Raw genomic sequence first — 16,186 nt, 5'->3', positions numbered from 1 at the left:
GTCCTTCTGTTGGGCGAGGCATCACGCCTTGGTGGAGGCCGTTCGGCGGCCTGGCAACGCAAGGGAAAGCAGGATCGCCAGCACGCAGATTGCCACGATGACGCTGACGGTAAGCTGATAGGCGGCGGGCGAGGGATAGGTCTCGCTGCCCCGCCTGATGCTGTCAGTGGCGAGCAGCAGAGAGACCATCTGTGCGCCGATGCCGAGGAACAGGCCACGGATGACGCCCACCAGACCTGAAATCTCACTCACCCGTTCGGGCGGGGAGGCCTGGGCAATGATCGTGGGCGCCACCGCGAACAGCATCGCGCTGCCAAACGAGATCAGGATCATCTCGGCGATAACGATACCAAGGCTGCTGGCGTCAACGAGGACAAGAGTCCAGCCGAGGGTCGTGATGATCCCGCCGATCACCATGGCCAGGCGGCCGCCGCCACGACCGGTGAGCCAGCCACCCAGAGGCGCCGCCAGGGTGGACGACAGGTTGGACGGCAGCTTGGCAAGACCTGCTGCCGTCGCCGACAGGCCGAGACCCGCGATCGTCCAGGTCGGCGCCTGCATCAGCAAGGAGAAAAACACAATGATCTGCAATGTGCTCATGGCGACCAGCGCCGTCACCAGGCTGCCGACGGCAACGGTGCGGTTGGCGAAGGAGCGAATGTCGATCAGCGGATTGGCGCTGCGCAGGCTCTGCCAGCCCCACCAAATCAGCAGAGTCAGGCCACCGGCGACCAAGGCAAGGTGGGTCGGCTCAACCCAGCCGCCGCCTTTCGACAAGCTGACATAGGCGAGAATCAAGGTGACGGCGGGAACGAACAGAATGCCTGACAGCCAGTCCACCCGGCGGGTGACACCACTGGGCCGTGACAATGGCACGAACAGGCGGACAGCGATCCAGGCGACAGCGCAGAAGCCGGCGCTGGCAAGAAAGATGCCCTGCCAGCCTCCGTGGTCGACAATGAGGCCGCCAACCACCAGTCCGGCGGCGGTGCCGACCGAGGCGCCCGAGATCATCAGTCCGATACCGGTGGGCACATGGCGGTCCGGCAGATTTTCCCGTACCAGGCCGATGGCCAGCGGCAGAATGGCGCCGGTTGCCCCCTGGAGCAGGCGCCCGGCCAGCACGACCTCGAAGCTGGTGGCGAAGGCGCTGATCAGTGAGCCGATGGCTCCTGCCGTCAGCACGATCAGCAGGCACAGGCGGCGGCCACGCAGGTCTCCCAGCCGTCCGATCAGTGCCGCGGTGACCGTGCTGGTGAGCAGAAAGCCGGTGATCAGCCAGCCGACGCGAGCGGCGTCGCCAAATTCGGCGATCAGTACCTTCAGCGCGGCCAAAATCATCGCGCTCTCGAAGGCGCTCGCCATTTCGGCGATCCACAGGGCGCCGATCAGCGGCATGGGCAGTCCGGACACCTTCACGCGTCGGTACTCGTGGCAGTCCTGGCGCCTGCCGGCATGCCCTCATGGGCGGCGCGAACCTCGATGAGATCGGCATTGATGTCGGGAGGCAGGGTAAGGATGGCGATCAGTGCCGCCGCCATCGACTCAGGCTGCGCGGGCGTGCCGGTCATGGCGGCGTGGCCAGTCTCGACAATCTTGCGATAGAAAGCCTGGGTTGTCTCCGTTGACCAATTGGCGCTACCGGAGCCGCCCGCGACCGAGCCTGAGCGTAATATGGATACACGGATGCCATCGGCACGCAGTTCGTCCCGCAAGCCCTGTGAGAGGCACTCCACCGCGGCCTTGGTGGCGGCATACATCGCCAGCATCGGGAACGGCATCCGCACGGACTCGCTGCTGATGTTGACGATCTGGCCGCGGGTTGCCCGCAGGTGCGGAATGGCGGCGCGGATCATCCACGCGGTGCCGAGAATGTTGACGTCGACATGATTGCGGATCAGCGCATCGGTGCCGGTCTCAAAGGCAAAGGGATGAAAGATCGCGGCGTTGTTGATCAGGACGTCGAGGCGACCGAACTGGCGCGCGGCGCCATCCACCGCCGCCTTGACCGCGTCTGGCCGGGCGATGTCGCAGGGGAAGAGGCCGATCTGATCGCCGAATGTGTCCTGGAGTGCATCGAGTTCAGGGGAGGGGCGCGCGAGGCATGCCACGCGCATCCCTCGGTCAACCAGCGCGGCAACGAACTGGCGGCCCATGCCCTTGGAGGCGCCAGTGACAATGGCCACCTTGCCGGAAAACTGCGGCATTTCGTTCTCTCCCCTGTCGCCAGTTCCGGCGTTGTGATTATTATTGACGATATGTCAATTTATTGCCTTGTGGCAAGGGGTGCGGCTAGGTAGCCCTCATAAAAGATCAGTATGAGATGTTCGAACACCATGTCTGCACGAGCGAAAGGGAGGTCCGGCGTGTCCACCAAGGCGGAAAACGCGCTTGCCTATAATCATCTCGGACAGAAAATGGGTTCCAAGGGCCAACGGACGCGCCAGCTGTTGATTGACACCACCGTTGAGCTGCTGGAGACCCATGGTCTGCGCGACCTCTCCGTCGTCGACGTGGCCCGGGCCGCCCAGACGTCGCCGGCGACCTTCTATGTGTATTTCCGCGGTGTGCCCGAGGTGGTGCTGGCGGCGCTGGAGACCGCGGCGCAGACCTCGCCGGAGATCGAAGCGATGATCGGCGAGGACTGGCTGGCGCCTGAGGCGAAAGAACGCTCGCTGGCTTTCGTCGTCGCTTACACCGAGCTGTGGAACCGGCACCGGACGATTTTCCGGGTGCGCAATCTGGCGGCGGAGGAAGGCGACGAGCGCTTCTACCGTGCCCGCATGAGCGCGGCTCGCCCGATGATGAACGCCTTGTCGGCCCAGATTGCGCGTGCGCAGGCGGCGGGGCGGACGCCCGCCGATCTCAGTCCGCAGGCGTGCGCCGGCACGGTGTTGATGATGCTGGAACGGCTGGCGGCGATCGGACCGATCACCGCCGACCATGACGGCATCAATTACGCGGCGTTACGCGAGGCCGCAGCCTATACCGTCGGCTACATGCTGGGTGCGCGCGCCTGATGTCCGGTCTCATACGGCCTGGGTTGCCTCGGCGATCATCTGCTGCATGTTGAGCACGCCGGTCATCAGGCCGCCCGCAAGCCCGGCATCCACCGGCAGGCACACGCCGCTGATGAAACGGGCGGCATCGCTGTTCAGCAGGATCAGCGGCAGCGCCTGCTCCAATGGCGTGGAAAAGCGGCCTTTGGCGCGGGCAAATGCCCCGAGGACGGCGTCACCGGCCACCTTGCGGAAGTCATCGAGCATCGGGGTGTCGATGGGGCTTGGCATGGTGCAGTTGATGCGGATATCGCGCTGCATGAGTTCCGGCGCCACCATCTGCGTCCAGGTGTTGATGGCTTCCTTCGACAGGCCATAAGGATCACCGGCGCGTTCGGCGTTGTCGGTGTACCACTGCCGTGCCTTGGCGAAATCGCTATGGGCCATGAACTCCCGCACCAGTGGCTGGCGGGTGAGGTAGCTCATGCCGGCCAGCGACGACACCGTGACGATGGCGCCGCCCTTGCGGATGCGTGGCAGCCACTGCTGGGTCCAGTGGCGGATACCGAGGAAATTGACTGTCACCACATCTTCACCGGGAAAGGTCTGTGGCAGACCGGAGACGTTGAACAGTGCGTCGATTTCGCCGCCGATGGCCGCCACGCCGGCGGCGATCGACGCCGGGTCGCGCAGGTCGACGGTCGTGAAGGAGGCAAGATCGACCGGTGACGGCTTGATGTCGGCGCCATGGACTTCGGCGCCCAGCGCCACGAGCTGGCGGGCGCAAGCCTCGCCCGTGCCCGAAAAACAGCCCATCACCACCACGCGCTTGCCGGCATAGCCCAGAATATCGCTCATTCGATCCTCCCCGATTACTTCGCCGGTGAGACTAGCCGGCGCCCGTCGGCGGCTCAATATAAATTGATGATTCGTCAATTAACGATGCGAGCTCAGGCCGCGTCATCCAGCAAAATCTGCCGGCTGGCCGGTGCGACGAAGGTCAGCAGATGCGCCCGCTTCAGACAGAAATGCGGATAAGCCTCATCCGTGATGCCGATGGCGCCGTGAATCTGGACATTGGCCCGACTGTTCTCGACAGCCGCCTGGTCCGCCAGATGTTTGGCGGCGGCGATGTGGAAGGCAGCGTCGGCACCGCCGGCATCGAGCGCGCAGGCGGCGAAGTAAAGCTGCGAGCGGGCGACGGCGGCGCGTACCGCCATGTCGGCGCACAAATGCTTGATCGCCTGGAACCAGCCGATCGGACGATCAAACTGCTGGCGCATTTTGGCGTAGTCGCTGGCCATGTCGCGGGCGGCATCGGCGCAGCCCACCGCATAGGCGGCGGCGAGCAACTGCAGGTGGAGCGCGGCACGGGGCTCGCCGAGCGGAGTCAGGGCAGGCGTGGACGCCAGGCGAGCGAGAGTGGCCGAAGGGTCAAGGCTGGCGGCGCTGGCCAGTTCAGCCGGCAGGGCGCAGGTGAAGGCGTCACCATCGCGCAGGCCCAGCGCCAGGGACGCGCCGGTGCCGTCGAGTATCCGAACGGTATCCGCTGCCGGAATGACGAGGCCCACCCGCCTTTCCGTGCCGGTCCAGCGTCGTGCGACCGCGGTCGATAGCGCGCCGATGGGTGCCAGATGGCGGCCAAGTTCGGCGAACACCAGCGCCTCGGTGGCATGGTCGAGGCCGAGATCGGTATGGGTCATGCCAAGCCAGCCCATTTCGCGCATCTGGGTCCACAGGTCCGGTGACCGCTCGCGGGCGTTTTCCAGCGGCATGTTGTCCCGGCACCAATCGGCTGTTGCCGTGACGAAAGCCTCCTGATCAGCATTGGGAGTCAGGTCCATGATATCACCTCGATTTGGGCAGGCCGAGCAGACGCTCGCCAATAATGTCTCGCTGGATCTGGCTGCTGCCGCCGGCGATGGTCGCCGCGAATCCGCGCAGATAGTCGGCGACCGCATTGTCGTCACCGTAGCGGAAGTCGAGCATCGCCTCGCCCAGCAGCAGGACAGCCATGCGTTCGATGCGTTGCCCGAGTTCGGCGGAGAAGAGGCGGATGACCGAAGCCTCGGCGCCGGGCTGCCCCGTGCGCGCGACTTCGGAAATATTGCGATAGGTCATCGCTTGCAGCGCGGCGACTTCGGCGCGCATCTGGGCGAGCTGCTCGGCGATGCGATCATCGCGGATCATGCCAGTGGCCCGCGCCCGCTCGATCAGTTCGCTGACTTCCTGCGACTGCTTGACCTGGTCGGCAATGAAGCCGGTGCCGCGCTCGAAGCTCAGCGTCGACATCGCCACCTTCCAGCCGTTGCCGAGGCCGCCCACCACATTGGCGAGAGGGATGCGCACGTCGTCATAGAAGACCTGCGCGAATTCCACCTGGCCCGACATCTTGGCAATCGGCCGTACCGTGATACCCGGCGCGTGCATGTCGCAGATCACCCACGACAGCCCCTTGTGGCGTTGCGAGCCTTCTTCGGTTCGCACCACCAGTTCCTGCCAGTCGGCGACGTGAGCGAAGCTGGTCCAGATCTTCGAGCCATTGATGACCAGTTCGTCACCATCGACGCGCGCATGTGTCTTGATGCCGGCAAGGTCGGAGCCGGCCCCGGGTTCCGAGAAGCCCTGGCACCAGATTGCCTCGCCCTTGAGGATGCGCGGCAGGTGCCAGGCTTTCTGCTCCTCGCTGGCGTTCAGGATCAGCGTCGGGCCGCCGTGGTTGATGCCGACGAAATTGGCGCCGATCCACGGCGCGTGCGCATGCGCATATTCCTCAAGCCAGATCACCTGCTGGACAATGGACAGTCCCCGCCCGCCATATTCAGCCGGCCAGTTGATACCGGCCCAGCCGGCGTCGAACAGGCGACGCTGCCATGCCTTGTCGAAATCAATTGCTTCAATGGCGTTGAGCGGGCGCTTTTCCGACGGCACGTTGGCGTACAGCCAGTCACGACATTGGGCACGGAATTGCTGCTCTTCCGGCGAGAAGTTGCAGTCCATCAGCACGAAACTCCAGGATTGACGAGTGGGAAAAAAGAAATCCATCCTCGCGCGCGAACAGGCGGGTAACGCCGCGACGGGGAGGAAACATGACCATGAACTCGGCCGATATGCCGACGACACTGCACGCCGCGTGGGCGCGAATCGGCATCGGGGCGCCGCGCGCGATGGGCGTGGCGATGACCGAGGCCGCGAGACGCCATCCTGACGCGCTGCTTCATGTCCATGGTGGCGAGGGTGCGCGCCAGGCAACGCTTGGTGACATCCACGCCGCCGGTCGCCGGCTGGCCGGCGCCTTTCGTGCGCTGGGTGTCATGCCGGGTGAGACCATTGCCATGCAACTGCCCAACAGCCTTGAGAACGCGATCATCTTCCAGGCGGCGGCAGCCCTCGGCTGCACGGTGCTGCCGATCGTGCATATCTACGGACCGCACGAACTGGCCCATATCCTTGCCGACAGTGGCGCGGCGTTGCTGGTGACGCCCGACCGCTGGCGCAACATTGACTATGCTGATCGTCTTGCCCGGTTGCCGGATTTGCCGGCGTTGCGTCACCGGATTGTCATCGGCCGGGACATACCGCCGGGCGCGGTTGCCTACGACGCTCTGCCGATGGGTCAATGCCCTGACGTCACTGTCGATCCCGAAGCCGTGGCGCTGCTGCTTTACACCTCCGGCACCACCGCCGCCCCCAAGGGCGTGCGCCACTCCGCCCAATCGCTGGTTGCCGAGCTGGAGATCGGGCGCCGTGACCGGCCGGCGGACGAGAGCTGGCTGGCGCCGTGGCCGTCTGGCCATATCGCCGGTACGCTCGCCATTCTCGGGCATGCCCTGCTCGGCCGGCCGATGGTGCTGATGGAGAGTTTTGAAGCAGCGGCGGCGGCCGAACTGGTGGCACGCTTCCGCGTCACCCAGACGTCGGGCACACCGTTCCACCTTGCCGGGATGCTGGAGGCCGCCGCACGCGATGGCCATGACCTTTCCAGCCTGCAGCAGTTCCTGATTGGCGCAACCACCGTGCCGCCGGCGCTGGTGGCGGCGAGCGAGGCCGCGGGCATCCGCTGCTGCCGCTGCTATGGCTCGACGGAAATGCCGACGGTCTCGCAGTGCCTGCCCGAGGATCCGCTGCAAAAACGGCTTAACACGGACGGCCGGCCCAATCCCGGGGTCGAGGTGCGACTGGTCGATGACGACGGCACCGACGTGCCGGCCGGCGCCGAGGGCGAGATCGCCGTGCGCGGGCCGGAACGCTTCCTGGGTTATACCGACAGCGCGCTCAATGCCGCGGCCTTTCTGCCCGGCGGTTGGTTCCTGACGGGCGACATCGGTCGAATCGACGCCGACGGCTTCCTCGCCATCACCGATCGCAAGAAGGACATTATCATTCGTGGTGGCGAGAACATCTCTTCCCGTGAGGTCGAGGAGCTGTTGCTCGATCTGCCGGCGGTTCGCGAAGTGGCGGCGATCGGCGTGCCCGACAAACGCCTGGGCGAGGTGGTCGGCGCTGTGGTCATCGTGGAGGACGGGCAGACGGTGACTCTGGAGGCGATCAGCGCGGCGTTCCGGGCACGCGGTGTCGCCCGCCAGAAGACGCCTGAGCACCTGATGATCGTGACAGGGTTTCCGCGAACGCCCAGTGGCAAGGTGCAAAAGGCGGAATTGCGTCATATGCTTGTCGCGCAGGGGCTCATTCCGCCGCGTTGATGGCGGCGGGGGAAGGTCAGTTCTGCGGCCTGATAACACGGACCGTCTCCCCGGGCGTTTCATGGCGATCAGGCGGCGGGTTGCGCTTGATCAATATTACTTAGTTATATAACTTGCGCTCTTAATTGAGGGAGAGATTCGACTGATGTCAATCCTGTATGATGACGGCCAACAAGCGATTGCCACCGAGTCCCGCCGCGTGCTGGACGCCCGGATGGACAAGGACCGGCTGCTGAAACTGCTGGAGCAGCAAGGCGCCTGGGACGATATATTCTGGAAAACCGCGGTCGAGCAGGGCTGGACCGCCCTGGCCTTGCCGGAAGCCTATGGCGGGCTGGGGCTTGGCCTCGTCGAGCTCGGGCTGGTGGCGCAGGCCTGTGGCGCCGCGACCGCCGGCGCCCCGTTTCTGACCGTGGGTGATGGCGCTGCCCAGGCGGTGCTCGCGGCCGGTGGCGATGATCTCAAGGCGTCGCTGTTGCCTGCCTTGGCGAGTGGCGAGAAGCTGGCGACCGTCGCTTTCGCGGAGGGCAACGCGCCGCTGCCCTCCTTGCCTGAGGCCCGTTTCGCCAACGGTGTGCTCACTGGCGGCAAGCCGGGTGTGGTCGCGGGTCTGCGGGCGGATGTCGCGCTGGTGTGGGCGAACCATGCTGGCCAGCCGGCGCTGGTGCTGGCTGATTTGACGGCGGCCAAACGCACGGCGATCGACAGCTTCGACAACAGCCGACTCTATGCCGACCTCGGGTTCGATCAGGTGCCGGCGACGCTGCTGGTTGACGGCGCGCCGGCGCTCAGCCTGGCGCAGACCATCCTTGCCCGCATGGCGGTGGTGACGGCACACGAGCAGACCGGCGGCGCGGAAGCGCTGCTGTTCATTGCCCGTGACTATGCCAACACCCGCAAGGCGTTCGGCCAGCCGATCGGCGGTTTTCAGTCGGTGAAGCACCGGATAGCTGAACTCTACGGCTTGGTCGAGCTTGCCCGAGCCAACTGCATCCATGCCGCGGCATCCGACGGCTCGCCCGACTTCCTGAAGGCCGCCGCCGCGGCACGGCTGTCGGCGACGGAAGCCTATGATACGACCGCGCGCGACACCGTGCAGATTCACGGTGGTATTGGCGTGACCTGGGAAGCCGGTCTGCATCTCCACATGCGCCGGGCGCGCAGTCTGGCGATCGAACAGGGCAACATGTTCTTCTGGGAAGACCTGCTGGTCAGCGAGCTGACGGGAGTGGCGGCATGAGCGACGTGGACACCTATCGGGCCAAGGCACGCGCCTGGCTTCAGTCAATGGCGCCGATCTATGGGCGGGACGCCCGGCGGGGCCTTTCCGAGGTCGAGGATCTGGCGCTGGCGCGGCGTTACCAGCGTGCCAAGTTCGATGCCGGCTATGCCGGCATCAACTGGCCGACCGCGGTCGGAGGGCAGGGGCTGTCGCATCTGGAGAAAGTGACGTTCGACACCGAGGAGATGAGCTTCGGGATGCCGAGCGTCTATTTCGGTATCTCGCTGGGGATGCCGGTGCCGATCCTGATCCGCTTCTGCGAGGACAAGGCGTGGATGCGCGAGCGGGTGATCGCTGCGCTGAAGGGCGAGGAAATCTGGTGTCAGCTGTTTTCCGAACCCGCCGGCGGGTCCGACCTTGCCGGCCTGCGCACGCGGGCGGAGCAGGATGGCAACGGCTGGAAACTCAATGGCCAGAAGGTTTGGACCAGCTGGGCGCAATACTCCGACTATGGCGTGATCGTCGCCCGTACCGATCCCACCGTGCCCAAGCACAAGGGCCTGACCTATTTCTGGGTCGATATGCGCGCGCCGGGGGTGACGGTGCGGCCGATCAAGCTTGCCGGCGGCGACAGCCACGTCAACGAGGTGTTCTTCGATGACGTCAAGCTGACGGATGCCCAGCGCATGAGCCCTGTGGGCGGCGGCTTCGCGGTGGCCATGGCGACCCTGATGATCGAGCGCTACGTGGCGACGGACAGTGCCGGCTTCGGCCCGCCGCTCGACCTGTTCGTCGATCTGGCGCGCACCTGCAGCCTCAACGGCCGACCGGCGCTGGAGGATGCGCGTATCCGTTCGACGATCGCGCGCAACTATGCGATGCGCGCAGGGTTGGAGTCGATCACCACGCGGGCGATGAAAATGATGCAGGCCGGCATGGAGCCGGGGGCGGAAGGCTCGCTCAACAAGCTGGTCGCCGTGCGCAGCCGGCAGAAATTGTCGGAAATGGCGATCGATCTGCAGGGTAATCTCGGCCTGCACTTCGACCCTCATGCCTTCGTCAAGGAAGACTGGACGGCGAGCTGGATCAACGCGCCCACCGGCCGCATCGCTGGTGGCGCGGACGAGATGCTGCTCAACACCATTGCGGAGAAGATCCTCGGCCTGCCGCAGGATTATCGCCCCGACAAGGGTGTGCCGTTCAACCAGATCCCGGCCTGAGGCCGGATGCTTGCCGGCGCGCCGGTGGGCCTTTTGCGGAATGATAACGCATCAGCCGCTGCCCGGGGGAATCCGGGTGGCGGCCTTGGGGATGGAAGGATAATCGGACTGTGATCAAGACACGCATCACCGAGCTGCTCGGCATCGAGCGGCCTATTGTCCAGGGTGGCATGCAGGGCGTGGGGCGGGCCGAGCTCGCCGCCGCGGTGTCGAACGCCGGCGGCCTTGGCATTCTCACTGCCTTGACCCAGCCGACACCCGACGCGCTGAAAGCGGAAATCGCGCGCTGTCGGGCGATGACCGACAAGCCGTTCGGCGTCAACATGACGGTGTTTCCGACCATCAACCCGCCCGACTATGCGGCTTATGCCCAGGCGATCATCGACAGCGGCATCACCGTTGTCGAGACCGCCGGCACCCAGGCGGTCGCCGATGTGTGGGCGATCCTGAAGCCTGCCGGCGTCAAGATCATTCACAAATGCACGGCGGTTCGCCATGCGGTCTCGGCCGAGCGCAAGGGCGTTGATGCCATTTCCATCGACGGTTTCGAATGTGCGGGCCATCCGGGCGAGGACGACATTCCGGGCCTGATCCTGATCCCAGCTGCCGCGGACAAGGTGAAAATCCCGATGCTGGCGTCCGGTGGCTTCGGCGACGGGCGCGGTCTGGTGGCGGCGCTGTCGCTGGGGGCGGACGGCATCAACATGGGCACGCGCTTCTGCGCCACCGTGGAAGCGCCAATCCATCCCAACGTCAAGCAGGCCTATATCGCCAATGACGAGCGCGGCACCAACCTGATCTTCCGCAACCTCAAGAATACCGCGCGTGTTGGCAAGAGCGCGGTATCGGATGAAGTGGTGCGCAGGCTGTCGCAGCCGGGCGCGACTTTTGCCGAAGTCGCTGAACTGGTGGCAGGTGCGGCCGGTCGGGAGCTGCTGGAAACCGGTGACATGAGCCGTGGCATTTTCTGGGCCGGCATGGTGCAGGGCCTGATCCATGACATTCCCACCGTGCGTGAGCTGATGGACCGTATCATGGCGGACGCGGAAGCGATTATTCGCGGCCGGCTTGCCGGCATGTTGCTCTGAGCCTACTGTTGATCCTGTTTTAACGACACCTATTCAGTTCTGGAGAGATACAAATGGCGGAAGCTTATATTGTTGATGCGCTGCGCACGGCCGGTGGCCGGCGCAACGGGCGGCTGTCGGGCATTCATCCGGCCGATCTTGGCGCCGTCAGCCTCAATGCGATCGTCGATCGCACCGGCATCGATCCGGCCGCGATCGAGGATGTGATCATGGGCTGCGTCGGCCAGGCCGGCGAGCAGGCGCTGCACATCGGGCGCAATTGCGTGCTGGCCTCGAAACTGCCGACCAGCGTGCCGGCGGTGTCCATTGATCGTCAGTGCGGCTCGTCGCAGCAGGCGGTGCATTTTGCCGCCCAGGCCGTGATGTCGGGTGCCCAGGATGTCGTCATCGCGGCCGGCGTCGAGAGCATGAGCCGGGTGCCGATGGGGCTTTCAGCCATGCGCGAGCAGGGCTTCGACGCCAACAGCCAGGCGATCAAGGATCGCTTCAGCGTTAAGGGATTCAGCCAGTTCGCCGGCGCCGAGATGATCGCCAAGAAGTGGGGCCTGAGCCGCGCGGACCTCGACGCCTTCGGGCTGGAAAGTCACAAACGGGCGGCAGCGGCCACGCAGGCTGGCGCGTTCGACAAGGAAATTGTGCCAGTCGAGATCACGCTGCCGGATGGCAGCAAGGAACTGCACGTCAAGGACGAGGGTATCCGCTACGACGCAAGTCCTGAGTCCATGGCCGGCGTCAAGCTGCTGGCCGAAGGCGGCGTCATCACGGCGGCGACGTCCAGCCAGATTTGCGATGGTTCGTCGGCGGCGCTGATTGTCTCCGAGCGCGCGCTGAAGGCGCACAACCTGACGCCGCTGGCGCGCATCCATAATCTGACGGTTACCGCCGGTGATCCGGTGATCATGCTGGAGGAGCCGTTGTTCGCCACCGACCGGGCGCTGCAGCGCGCCGGCATGAAGATCGGCGACATCGACCTCTACGAGGTGAACGAGGCCTTCGCGCCGGTGCCGATGGCCTGGCTGCGCCACACCGGCGCCGATCATGCCAAGCTCAACGTCAACGGCGGCGCCATCGCGCTCGGCCATCCGCTCGGCGCGTCCGGCACCAAGCTGATGGCGACGCTGGTCCATGCGCTGCGGGCGCGCGGCTTGCGCTATGGCCTGCAGACCATGTGCGAGGGCGGCGGTGTCGCCAACGTGACCATCATCGAGACGCTGTAAGCCACACCGTCCGACGCCTGGAGCGCCGGCTAGTCGCGCTGCCCACGCCGGTAGCGCAACGGGCTCTGGCCGGTCCAGGCGCGGAAGGCGCGGGTGAAGGAGCGGGCCTCGGCGTAGCCGAGCTCGGCGGCGATCGTCTCCACGGTCGAGCGACCCTCGGCGAGCCGGCGGATCGCCATGTCCCGGCGCTGATTTTCCGCCAGTTGTGACAGGCTGGTGCCTTCCTCGCGCAGCCGCCGGGCCAGCGTGACCGGGGTCAGCCCCAGCGCCGCGGCCATGGTGTCGAGCGATGGCTTGATAAAGCCGCCAGCGGCATCGCGAGGCCGCAGCAACTGCCGCACCTGGCGGGAGACGCTGTGATCGCTGGCCGGAATGGTCATGAAATCCAGCGGTGCGCGGGCCACCATCGCCGCCCGTTCGGACTCACCGCGTCTCACCGGCCCGGCCAGGGACGCGCGTTCCAGTACCAGCCGGTGTTCGCTGGCGCCGAAGCGCAACTTGCCGGGGAACAGATACTTGAACTCCTCGAAGTAGCCGATGGGGCGCGCATAGGGAAACTCGGCGCGCAGCAGCGGCACGGTCTCGCCCGCCAGCCAGCAGGCGAAACGGTGCCAGATGATCAGCCAGAACTGGCTGAAATAGTGCTCGGCATCCAGCTCGGGCTGACGGAAGCGCACGGTAATGACAGCATGGTCGCCCTTGATGTCCAGGCGCGTGGTGATGGCCTCGGTCAGCAGCGCGTAAAACGCCATCCCCTTGGCGAGCGCCGCCTGCACCGTCGGCTGGGTCAAGGCAAGCTCCGTCATCAGCGCGAAGGCGCCGGGGCGTACCGGTGTGTCGGTGCAGCCCATGTGTTCGTCGTCGAGTGCGGCCCAGATGGCGCGCACCAGTATGGTCATCGCCTCGACGCTGCCCCGCCAGCCGGGGCGGCTGATGTCGGCCTCGACCAGGTTGGCGGTGGCCAGCAGGGCGGCGCGGTTGTGTCCGGCACGCTCGGCGCCCAGGGTGCAGACCCGGAAATAATGGGCGTCGATGGTCGCCATCGGTTGCCTTGCTGTGCACGATTGAGTGTGTTTTCAGGTCTGATATGGACCTGTCGGCGGGCACCGGCAACGGCTAAAATGGCCGCAACGAACCACCGGAAAACGTATCATTGGGATTGGGGAGGGCATGATGAGCGAGGCTATCGATCTGGCCAATGAGACTGCCGCGGCCCGCTGGGCACGCTTCAAGCCGATCGTCACGGGCGAAGACTATCTGGAAAGCCTGCGCGGCCGTCCGGTGAACGTCTATCTGTTCGGCGAGAAGGTGGCCGAGCCGGTTGACCACCCGGTGATCCGGCCGTCGATCAACGCACTGAAGATGACCTATGATCTCGCCATCGAGGATCCCGAGCTGGCGACCGCGCACAGCGACCTCATTAATGCTCGGGTGAATCGCTTCCTGCACATCGTCGGTTCGCCCAACGATCTGGTGATGAAGAACCGGATGCAGCGGCGCATGGGCCAGCTCACCGGAACCTGCTTCCAGCGCTGTGCCGGCCTCGACACCATCAGCGTGCTGCACTCGATCACCTACGACATCGATGCCAAGCACGGCACCAGCTACCATCAGCGCTACCTGGAATTCATGCGCCAGGCGCAGCGGCACAACATCATCATCGGCGCCGGCATGACCGACCCCAAGGGCGATCGCTCGAAGCGGCCGAGCGAACAGGCCGACCCCGACCTGTTCATGCACGTCACCCGGCGCACCAAGGAGGGGCTGTTCGTGCGCGGCGCCAAGGCGCACATGACCGGGGGGCTCAATTCCCACTGGATCTGCGTCATGCCGACCATGAACCTTGGGCCGGCGGACAAGGACTATGCGGTGGTCGGGCTGGTGCCGGGCGACGCGCCGGGGCTGACCTACATCTACGGCCGCCAGTCCTGCGATACCCGGGCGCTGGAGGCCGGCGACATCGACAAGGGCAATGCGAAGTTCGGCGGCCAGGAAACGCTGGTGGTGTTCGACGACGTGTTCATCCCCTGGGACCATGTGCTGATGGACGGTGAGTATGAATTCGCCCAGGAGATGGTGGCGCGGTTCACCGCCTATCATCGGGCGAGCTATGTCTGCAAAACCGGGCTGGGCGACGTGATGGTGGGGGCGGCCGCGGCCATCGCCGAATACAACGGCGCCGATGGTGCCAGCCACATCAAGGACAAGCTGGTCGAGATGACCCATCTCAACGAGACCATCTATTCCTCGGGCATCGCCTCCAGCCACGAGGCGAAGCAACTGCCGTCGGGCATCTACATGAACGACGCCATGCTGGCCAACGTGTGCAAGCACAACGTCACCCGCTTCCCGTATGAAATTTCGCGGCTGGCCCAGGACATCGCCGGCGGCCTGATGGTGACGCTACCGTCGGAGGCGGACTTCCGCAGCAACGTGACCGGGCCGATGCTGGAGAAATATCTGCGCGGCCGTTCCAACCTGCCGGTGGAAGTGCGCCAGCGGATGCTGCGGCTGATCGAGAACATGACGCTGGGGCGCAACGCCGTCGGCTACCTGACGGAATCGATGCACGGCGCCGGCTCGCCGCAGGCGCAGCGCATCCAGATTCTGCGCGGCATGGAGGTCGATCGCAAGAAGGGTTACGCCGAGAACCTGGCCGGCATCAGCACCGCCACAAAGGCTGACGCTGGTTGACCGGGTGGGTCTGATGTTCGAACGCCTGACCCTGCCGCTGATGTGCGCGCCGATGAGCTTCGCCTCGTCGGTGCCGCTGGCGGTCGCCTGCGCGCGGGCCGGCGTTGTCGCCGGCTGGCAGGGCGGCACGGTGACGTCGCTGGAGGACTGCGCGCGCTATCTCGACGCGCTGGCCGGCCTGGATGCGCCTGGCCCCGCCATCGTCAACCTGCCGGCGCGCATCGCCACCGAGCCGGACGGCGAGGCCAAGCTGGCACTGTTCGAGCGCCACCGTGTGCCCCTGGTACTTTCCAGTATCGGTGACCCGACGCGACTGGCCGAGCGGGTGCACGGGTGGGGTGGTCGTATCATCCAGGACGTCACCACCCTGCGCCATGCCGAGAAGGCGATCGCCGCCGGCGTCGACGGGCTGATGGCGACCTGTGCCGGGGCGGGCGGCCATACCGGCTTCATCACGCCGCTGGCCTTCGTGCCGGCCTTGCGCCGGCTGTGGGGCGGGCTGCTGATCGTCGCCGGCGGGATCGCCGACGCCGCCGGCATGGCCGGCGCGCTGGCGCTGGGGGGCGATCTTGCCTGCATGGGCACCCGCTTCATTGCCACGCCGGAAAGCGGCGTGGTGCCGGCCCACCGCGACATGATCGCGGCGGCGGGCATCGATCGTATCGTGGTGTCGGCGGCGATGAACGGCGTGCCGGCCAACTGGATTCGGGACTCGCTGGAGGCGGCCGGGCTGGACGCCGACCAGATCGCCGGCGGCCGGATCAGCCTGCCCGGCGGGGCGCGGCCCTGGCGCGATACCTACAGCGCCGGCCAGAGTGTCGGGCTGATCGACGCGGTGGAACCGGTGGCGGTGCTGGTCGAGCGGTTGTCCGCCGAGTTCACCGCCCTAGACCCCGCCACGCGCTGGCGCGAACGCCTCGCCGTGATCGAACAGGCGTGGGCGGGGCGGCGATAACGCCGTGAGAGGGCGCATCGCGTCCGCCCCCTGCGGCGGCATTGAAGGCAGGCCCGGTTCGGCCTGGCCAGGCAACTCCCCAACGGCC

At 65.9% G+C, this 16,186-nt stretch carries 14 protein-coding genes; 8 read left to right on the top strand and 6 right to left on the bottom strand.

Annotated features, from left to right (window positions below):
• Nucleotides 1–21 precede the first annotated feature (21 nt).
• Complete coding sequence (locus ABU113_RS12995; protein ID WP_454559927.1) at nucleotides 22–1,419, bottom strand: MFS transporter; 1,398 nt, start codon at nucleotides 1,417–1,419, stop codon at nucleotides 22–24.
• A complete protein-coding gene (locus ABU113_RS12990; RefSeq protein WP_454559926.1) occupies nucleotides 1,416–2,207 on the bottom strand; it encodes an SDR family oxidoreductase in 792 nt (263 codons plus the stop codon). The genes ABU113_RS12995 and ABU113_RS12990 overlap by 4 nt, the downstream gene beginning before the upstream one ends.
• A gap of 159 nt (nucleotides 2,208–2,366) precedes the next feature.
• Between ABU113_RS12990 and ABU113_RS12985 the strand changes: the two genes are divergently transcribed.
• Nucleotides 2,367–3,020, top strand: coding sequence for a TetR family transcriptional regulator (locus ABU113_RS12985; protein ID WP_454559925.1), 654 nt, complete (start codon nucleotides 2,367–2,369; stop codon nucleotides 3,018–3,020).
• A gap of 9 nt (nucleotides 3,021–3,029) precedes the next feature.
• Here ABU113_RS12985 and ABU113_RS12980 read toward each other — a convergent pair whose 3' ends face one another.
• The 3 genes from ABU113_RS12980 to ABU113_RS12970 form a co-directional block, all read right to left on the bottom strand.
• Nucleotides 3,030–3,857, bottom strand: coding sequence for a coniferyl-alcohol dehydrogenase (locus ABU113_RS12980; protein ID WP_454559924.1), 828 nt, complete (start codon nucleotides 3,855–3,857; stop codon nucleotides 3,030–3,032).
• Between the two features lie 92 nt (nucleotides 3,858–3,949).
• A complete protein-coding gene (locus ABU113_RS12975; RefSeq protein ID WP_454559923.1) occupies nucleotides 3,950–4,843 on the bottom strand; it encodes an acyl-CoA dehydrogenase family protein in 894 nt (297 codons plus the stop codon).
• A gap of 4 nt (nucleotides 4,844–4,847) precedes the next feature.
• Nucleotides 4,848–6,044 carry an acyl-CoA dehydrogenase family protein gene (locus tag ABU113_RS12970; protein ID WP_454559922.1) on the bottom strand — a complete coding sequence of 399 codons (1,197 nt, stop codon included), beginning with the start codon at nucleotides 6,042–6,044 and terminating at the stop codon, nucleotides 4,848–4,850.
• 50 nt (nucleotides 6,045–6,094) lie between these two features.
• Between ABU113_RS12970 and ABU113_RS12965 the strand changes: the two genes are divergently transcribed.
• The 5 genes from ABU113_RS12965 (at nucleotide 6,095) to ABU113_RS12945 (ending at nucleotide 12,449) form a co-directional block, all read left to right on the top strand.
• Entirely contained in the window at nucleotides 6,095–7,702 is a 1,608-nt protein-coding gene (locus ABU113_RS12965; protein WP_454559921.1) for a class I adenylate-forming enzyme family protein, read from the top strand.
• A gap of 145 nt (nucleotides 7,703–7,847) precedes the next feature.
• On the top strand, nucleotides 7,848–8,942 hold the full coding sequence (locus ABU113_RS12960) for an acyl-CoA dehydrogenase family protein (RefSeq protein WP_454559920.1): 1,095 nt from the start codon (nucleotides 7,848–7,850) through the stop codon (nucleotides 8,940–8,942).
• The gene (locus ABU113_RS12955) at nucleotides 8,939–10,144 is read left to right on the top strand and encodes an acyl-CoA dehydrogenase family protein (protein ID WP_454559919.1); all 1,206 of its coding nucleotides are present in this window, start codon (nucleotides 8,939–8,941) and stop codon (nucleotides 10,142–10,144) included. Before ABU113_RS12960 ends, ABU113_RS12955 begins: the two co-directional genes overlap by 4 nt.
• Nucleotides 10,145–10,254: 110 nt before the next feature.
• Nucleotides 10,255–11,232, top strand: a complete 978-nt coding sequence (locus ABU113_RS12950; RefSeq protein WP_454559918.1) for an NAD(P)H-dependent flavin oxidoreductase — start codon at nucleotides 10,255–10,257, stop codon at nucleotides 11,230–11,232.
• A 53-nt stretch (nucleotides 11,233–11,285) separates the two neighbouring features.
• A complete protein-coding gene (locus ABU113_RS12945) occupies nucleotides 11,286–12,449 on the top strand; it encodes an acetyl-CoA C-acetyltransferase (RefSeq protein ID WP_454559917.1) in 1,164 nt (387 codons plus the stop codon).
• 29 nt (nucleotides 12,450–12,478) lie between these two features.
• Here the strand turns inward: ABU113_RS12945 and ABU113_RS12940 are convergent, their stop codons facing one another.
• The gene (locus ABU113_RS12940; RefSeq protein WP_454559916.1) at nucleotides 12,479–13,492 is read right to left on the bottom strand and encodes an AraC family transcriptional regulator ligand-binding domain-containing protein; all 1,014 of its coding nucleotides are present in this window, start codon (nucleotides 13,490–13,492) and stop codon (nucleotides 12,479–12,481) included.
• Between the two features lie 130 nt (nucleotides 13,493–13,622).
• Between ABU113_RS12940 and ABU113_RS12935 the strand changes: the two genes are divergently transcribed.
• Together ABU113_RS12935 and ABU113_RS12930 are read left to right on the top strand one after the other, a co-directional pair.
• On the top strand, nucleotides 13,623–15,143 hold the full coding sequence (locus ABU113_RS12935) for a 4-hydroxyphenylacetate 3-hydroxylase family protein (RefSeq protein ID WP_454559915.1): 1,521 nt from the start codon (nucleotides 13,623–13,625) through the stop codon (nucleotides 15,141–15,143).
• A gap of 13 nt (nucleotides 15,144–15,156) precedes the next feature.
• Nucleotides 15,157–16,098 (top strand): NAD(P)H-dependent flavin oxidoreductase, encoded by a 942-nt coding sequence (locus ABU113_RS12930; protein ID WP_454559914.1) that lies wholly within the window; start codon nucleotides 15,157–15,159, stop codon nucleotides 16,096–16,098.
• Nucleotides 16,099–16,186 lie beyond the last annotated feature (88 nt).

The organism is Parapedomonas caeni (assembly GCF_041060555.1).
Lineage (GTDB): Bacteria > Pseudomonadota > Alphaproteobacteria > Sphingomonadales > Sphingomonadaceae > CAUJIW01.
This window is presented reverse-complemented; position numbering and strand designations above follow the sequence as displayed.

Bases quoted from the DNA above. Each gene is read 5' to 3' on its own strand.
- ABU113_RS12945 (WP_454559917.1), top strand. From the start codon at position 11,286: ATGGCGGAAGCTTATATTGTTGATGCGCTGCGCACGGCCGGTGGCCGG.
- ABU113_RS12930 (WP_454559914.1), top strand. From the start codon at position 15,157: ATGTTCGAACGCCTGACCCTGCCGCTGATGTGCGCGCCGATGAGCTTC.
- ABU113_RS12935 (WP_454559915.1), top strand. From the start codon at position 13,623: ATGAGCGAGGCTATCGATCTGGCCAATGAGACTGCCGCGGCCCGCTGG.
- ABU113_RS12970 (WP_454559922.1), bottom strand. From the start codon at position 6,044: ATGGATTTCTTTTTTCCCACTCGTCAATCCTGGAGTTTCGTGCTGATG.
- ABU113_RS12980 (WP_454559924.1), bottom strand. From the start codon at position 3,857: ATGAGCGATATTCTGGGCTATGCCGGCAAGCGCGTGGTGGTGATGGGC.
- ABU113_RS12990 (WP_454559926.1), bottom strand. From the start codon at position 2,207: ATGCCGCAGTTTTCCGGCAAGGTGGCCATTGTCACTGGCGCCTCCAAG.
- ABU113_RS12960 (WP_454559920.1), top strand. From the start codon at position 7,848: ATGTCAATCCTGTATGATGACGGCCAACAAGCGATTGCCACCGAGTCC.
- ABU113_RS12975 (WP_454559923.1), bottom strand. From the start codon at position 4,843: ATGGACCTGACTCCCAATGCTGATCAGGAGGCTTTCGTCACGGCAACA.
- ABU113_RS12955 (WP_454559919.1), top strand. From the start codon at position 8,939: ATGAGCGACGTGGACACCTATCGGGCCAAGGCACGCGCCTGGCTTCAG.
- ABU113_RS12940 (WP_454559916.1), bottom strand. From the start codon at position 13,492: ATGGCGACCATCGACGCCCATTATTTCCGGGTCTGCACCCTGGGCGCC.
- ABU113_RS12965 (WP_454559921.1), top strand. From the start codon at position 6,095: ATGAACTCGGCCGATATGCCGACGACACTGCACGCCGCGTGGGCGCGA.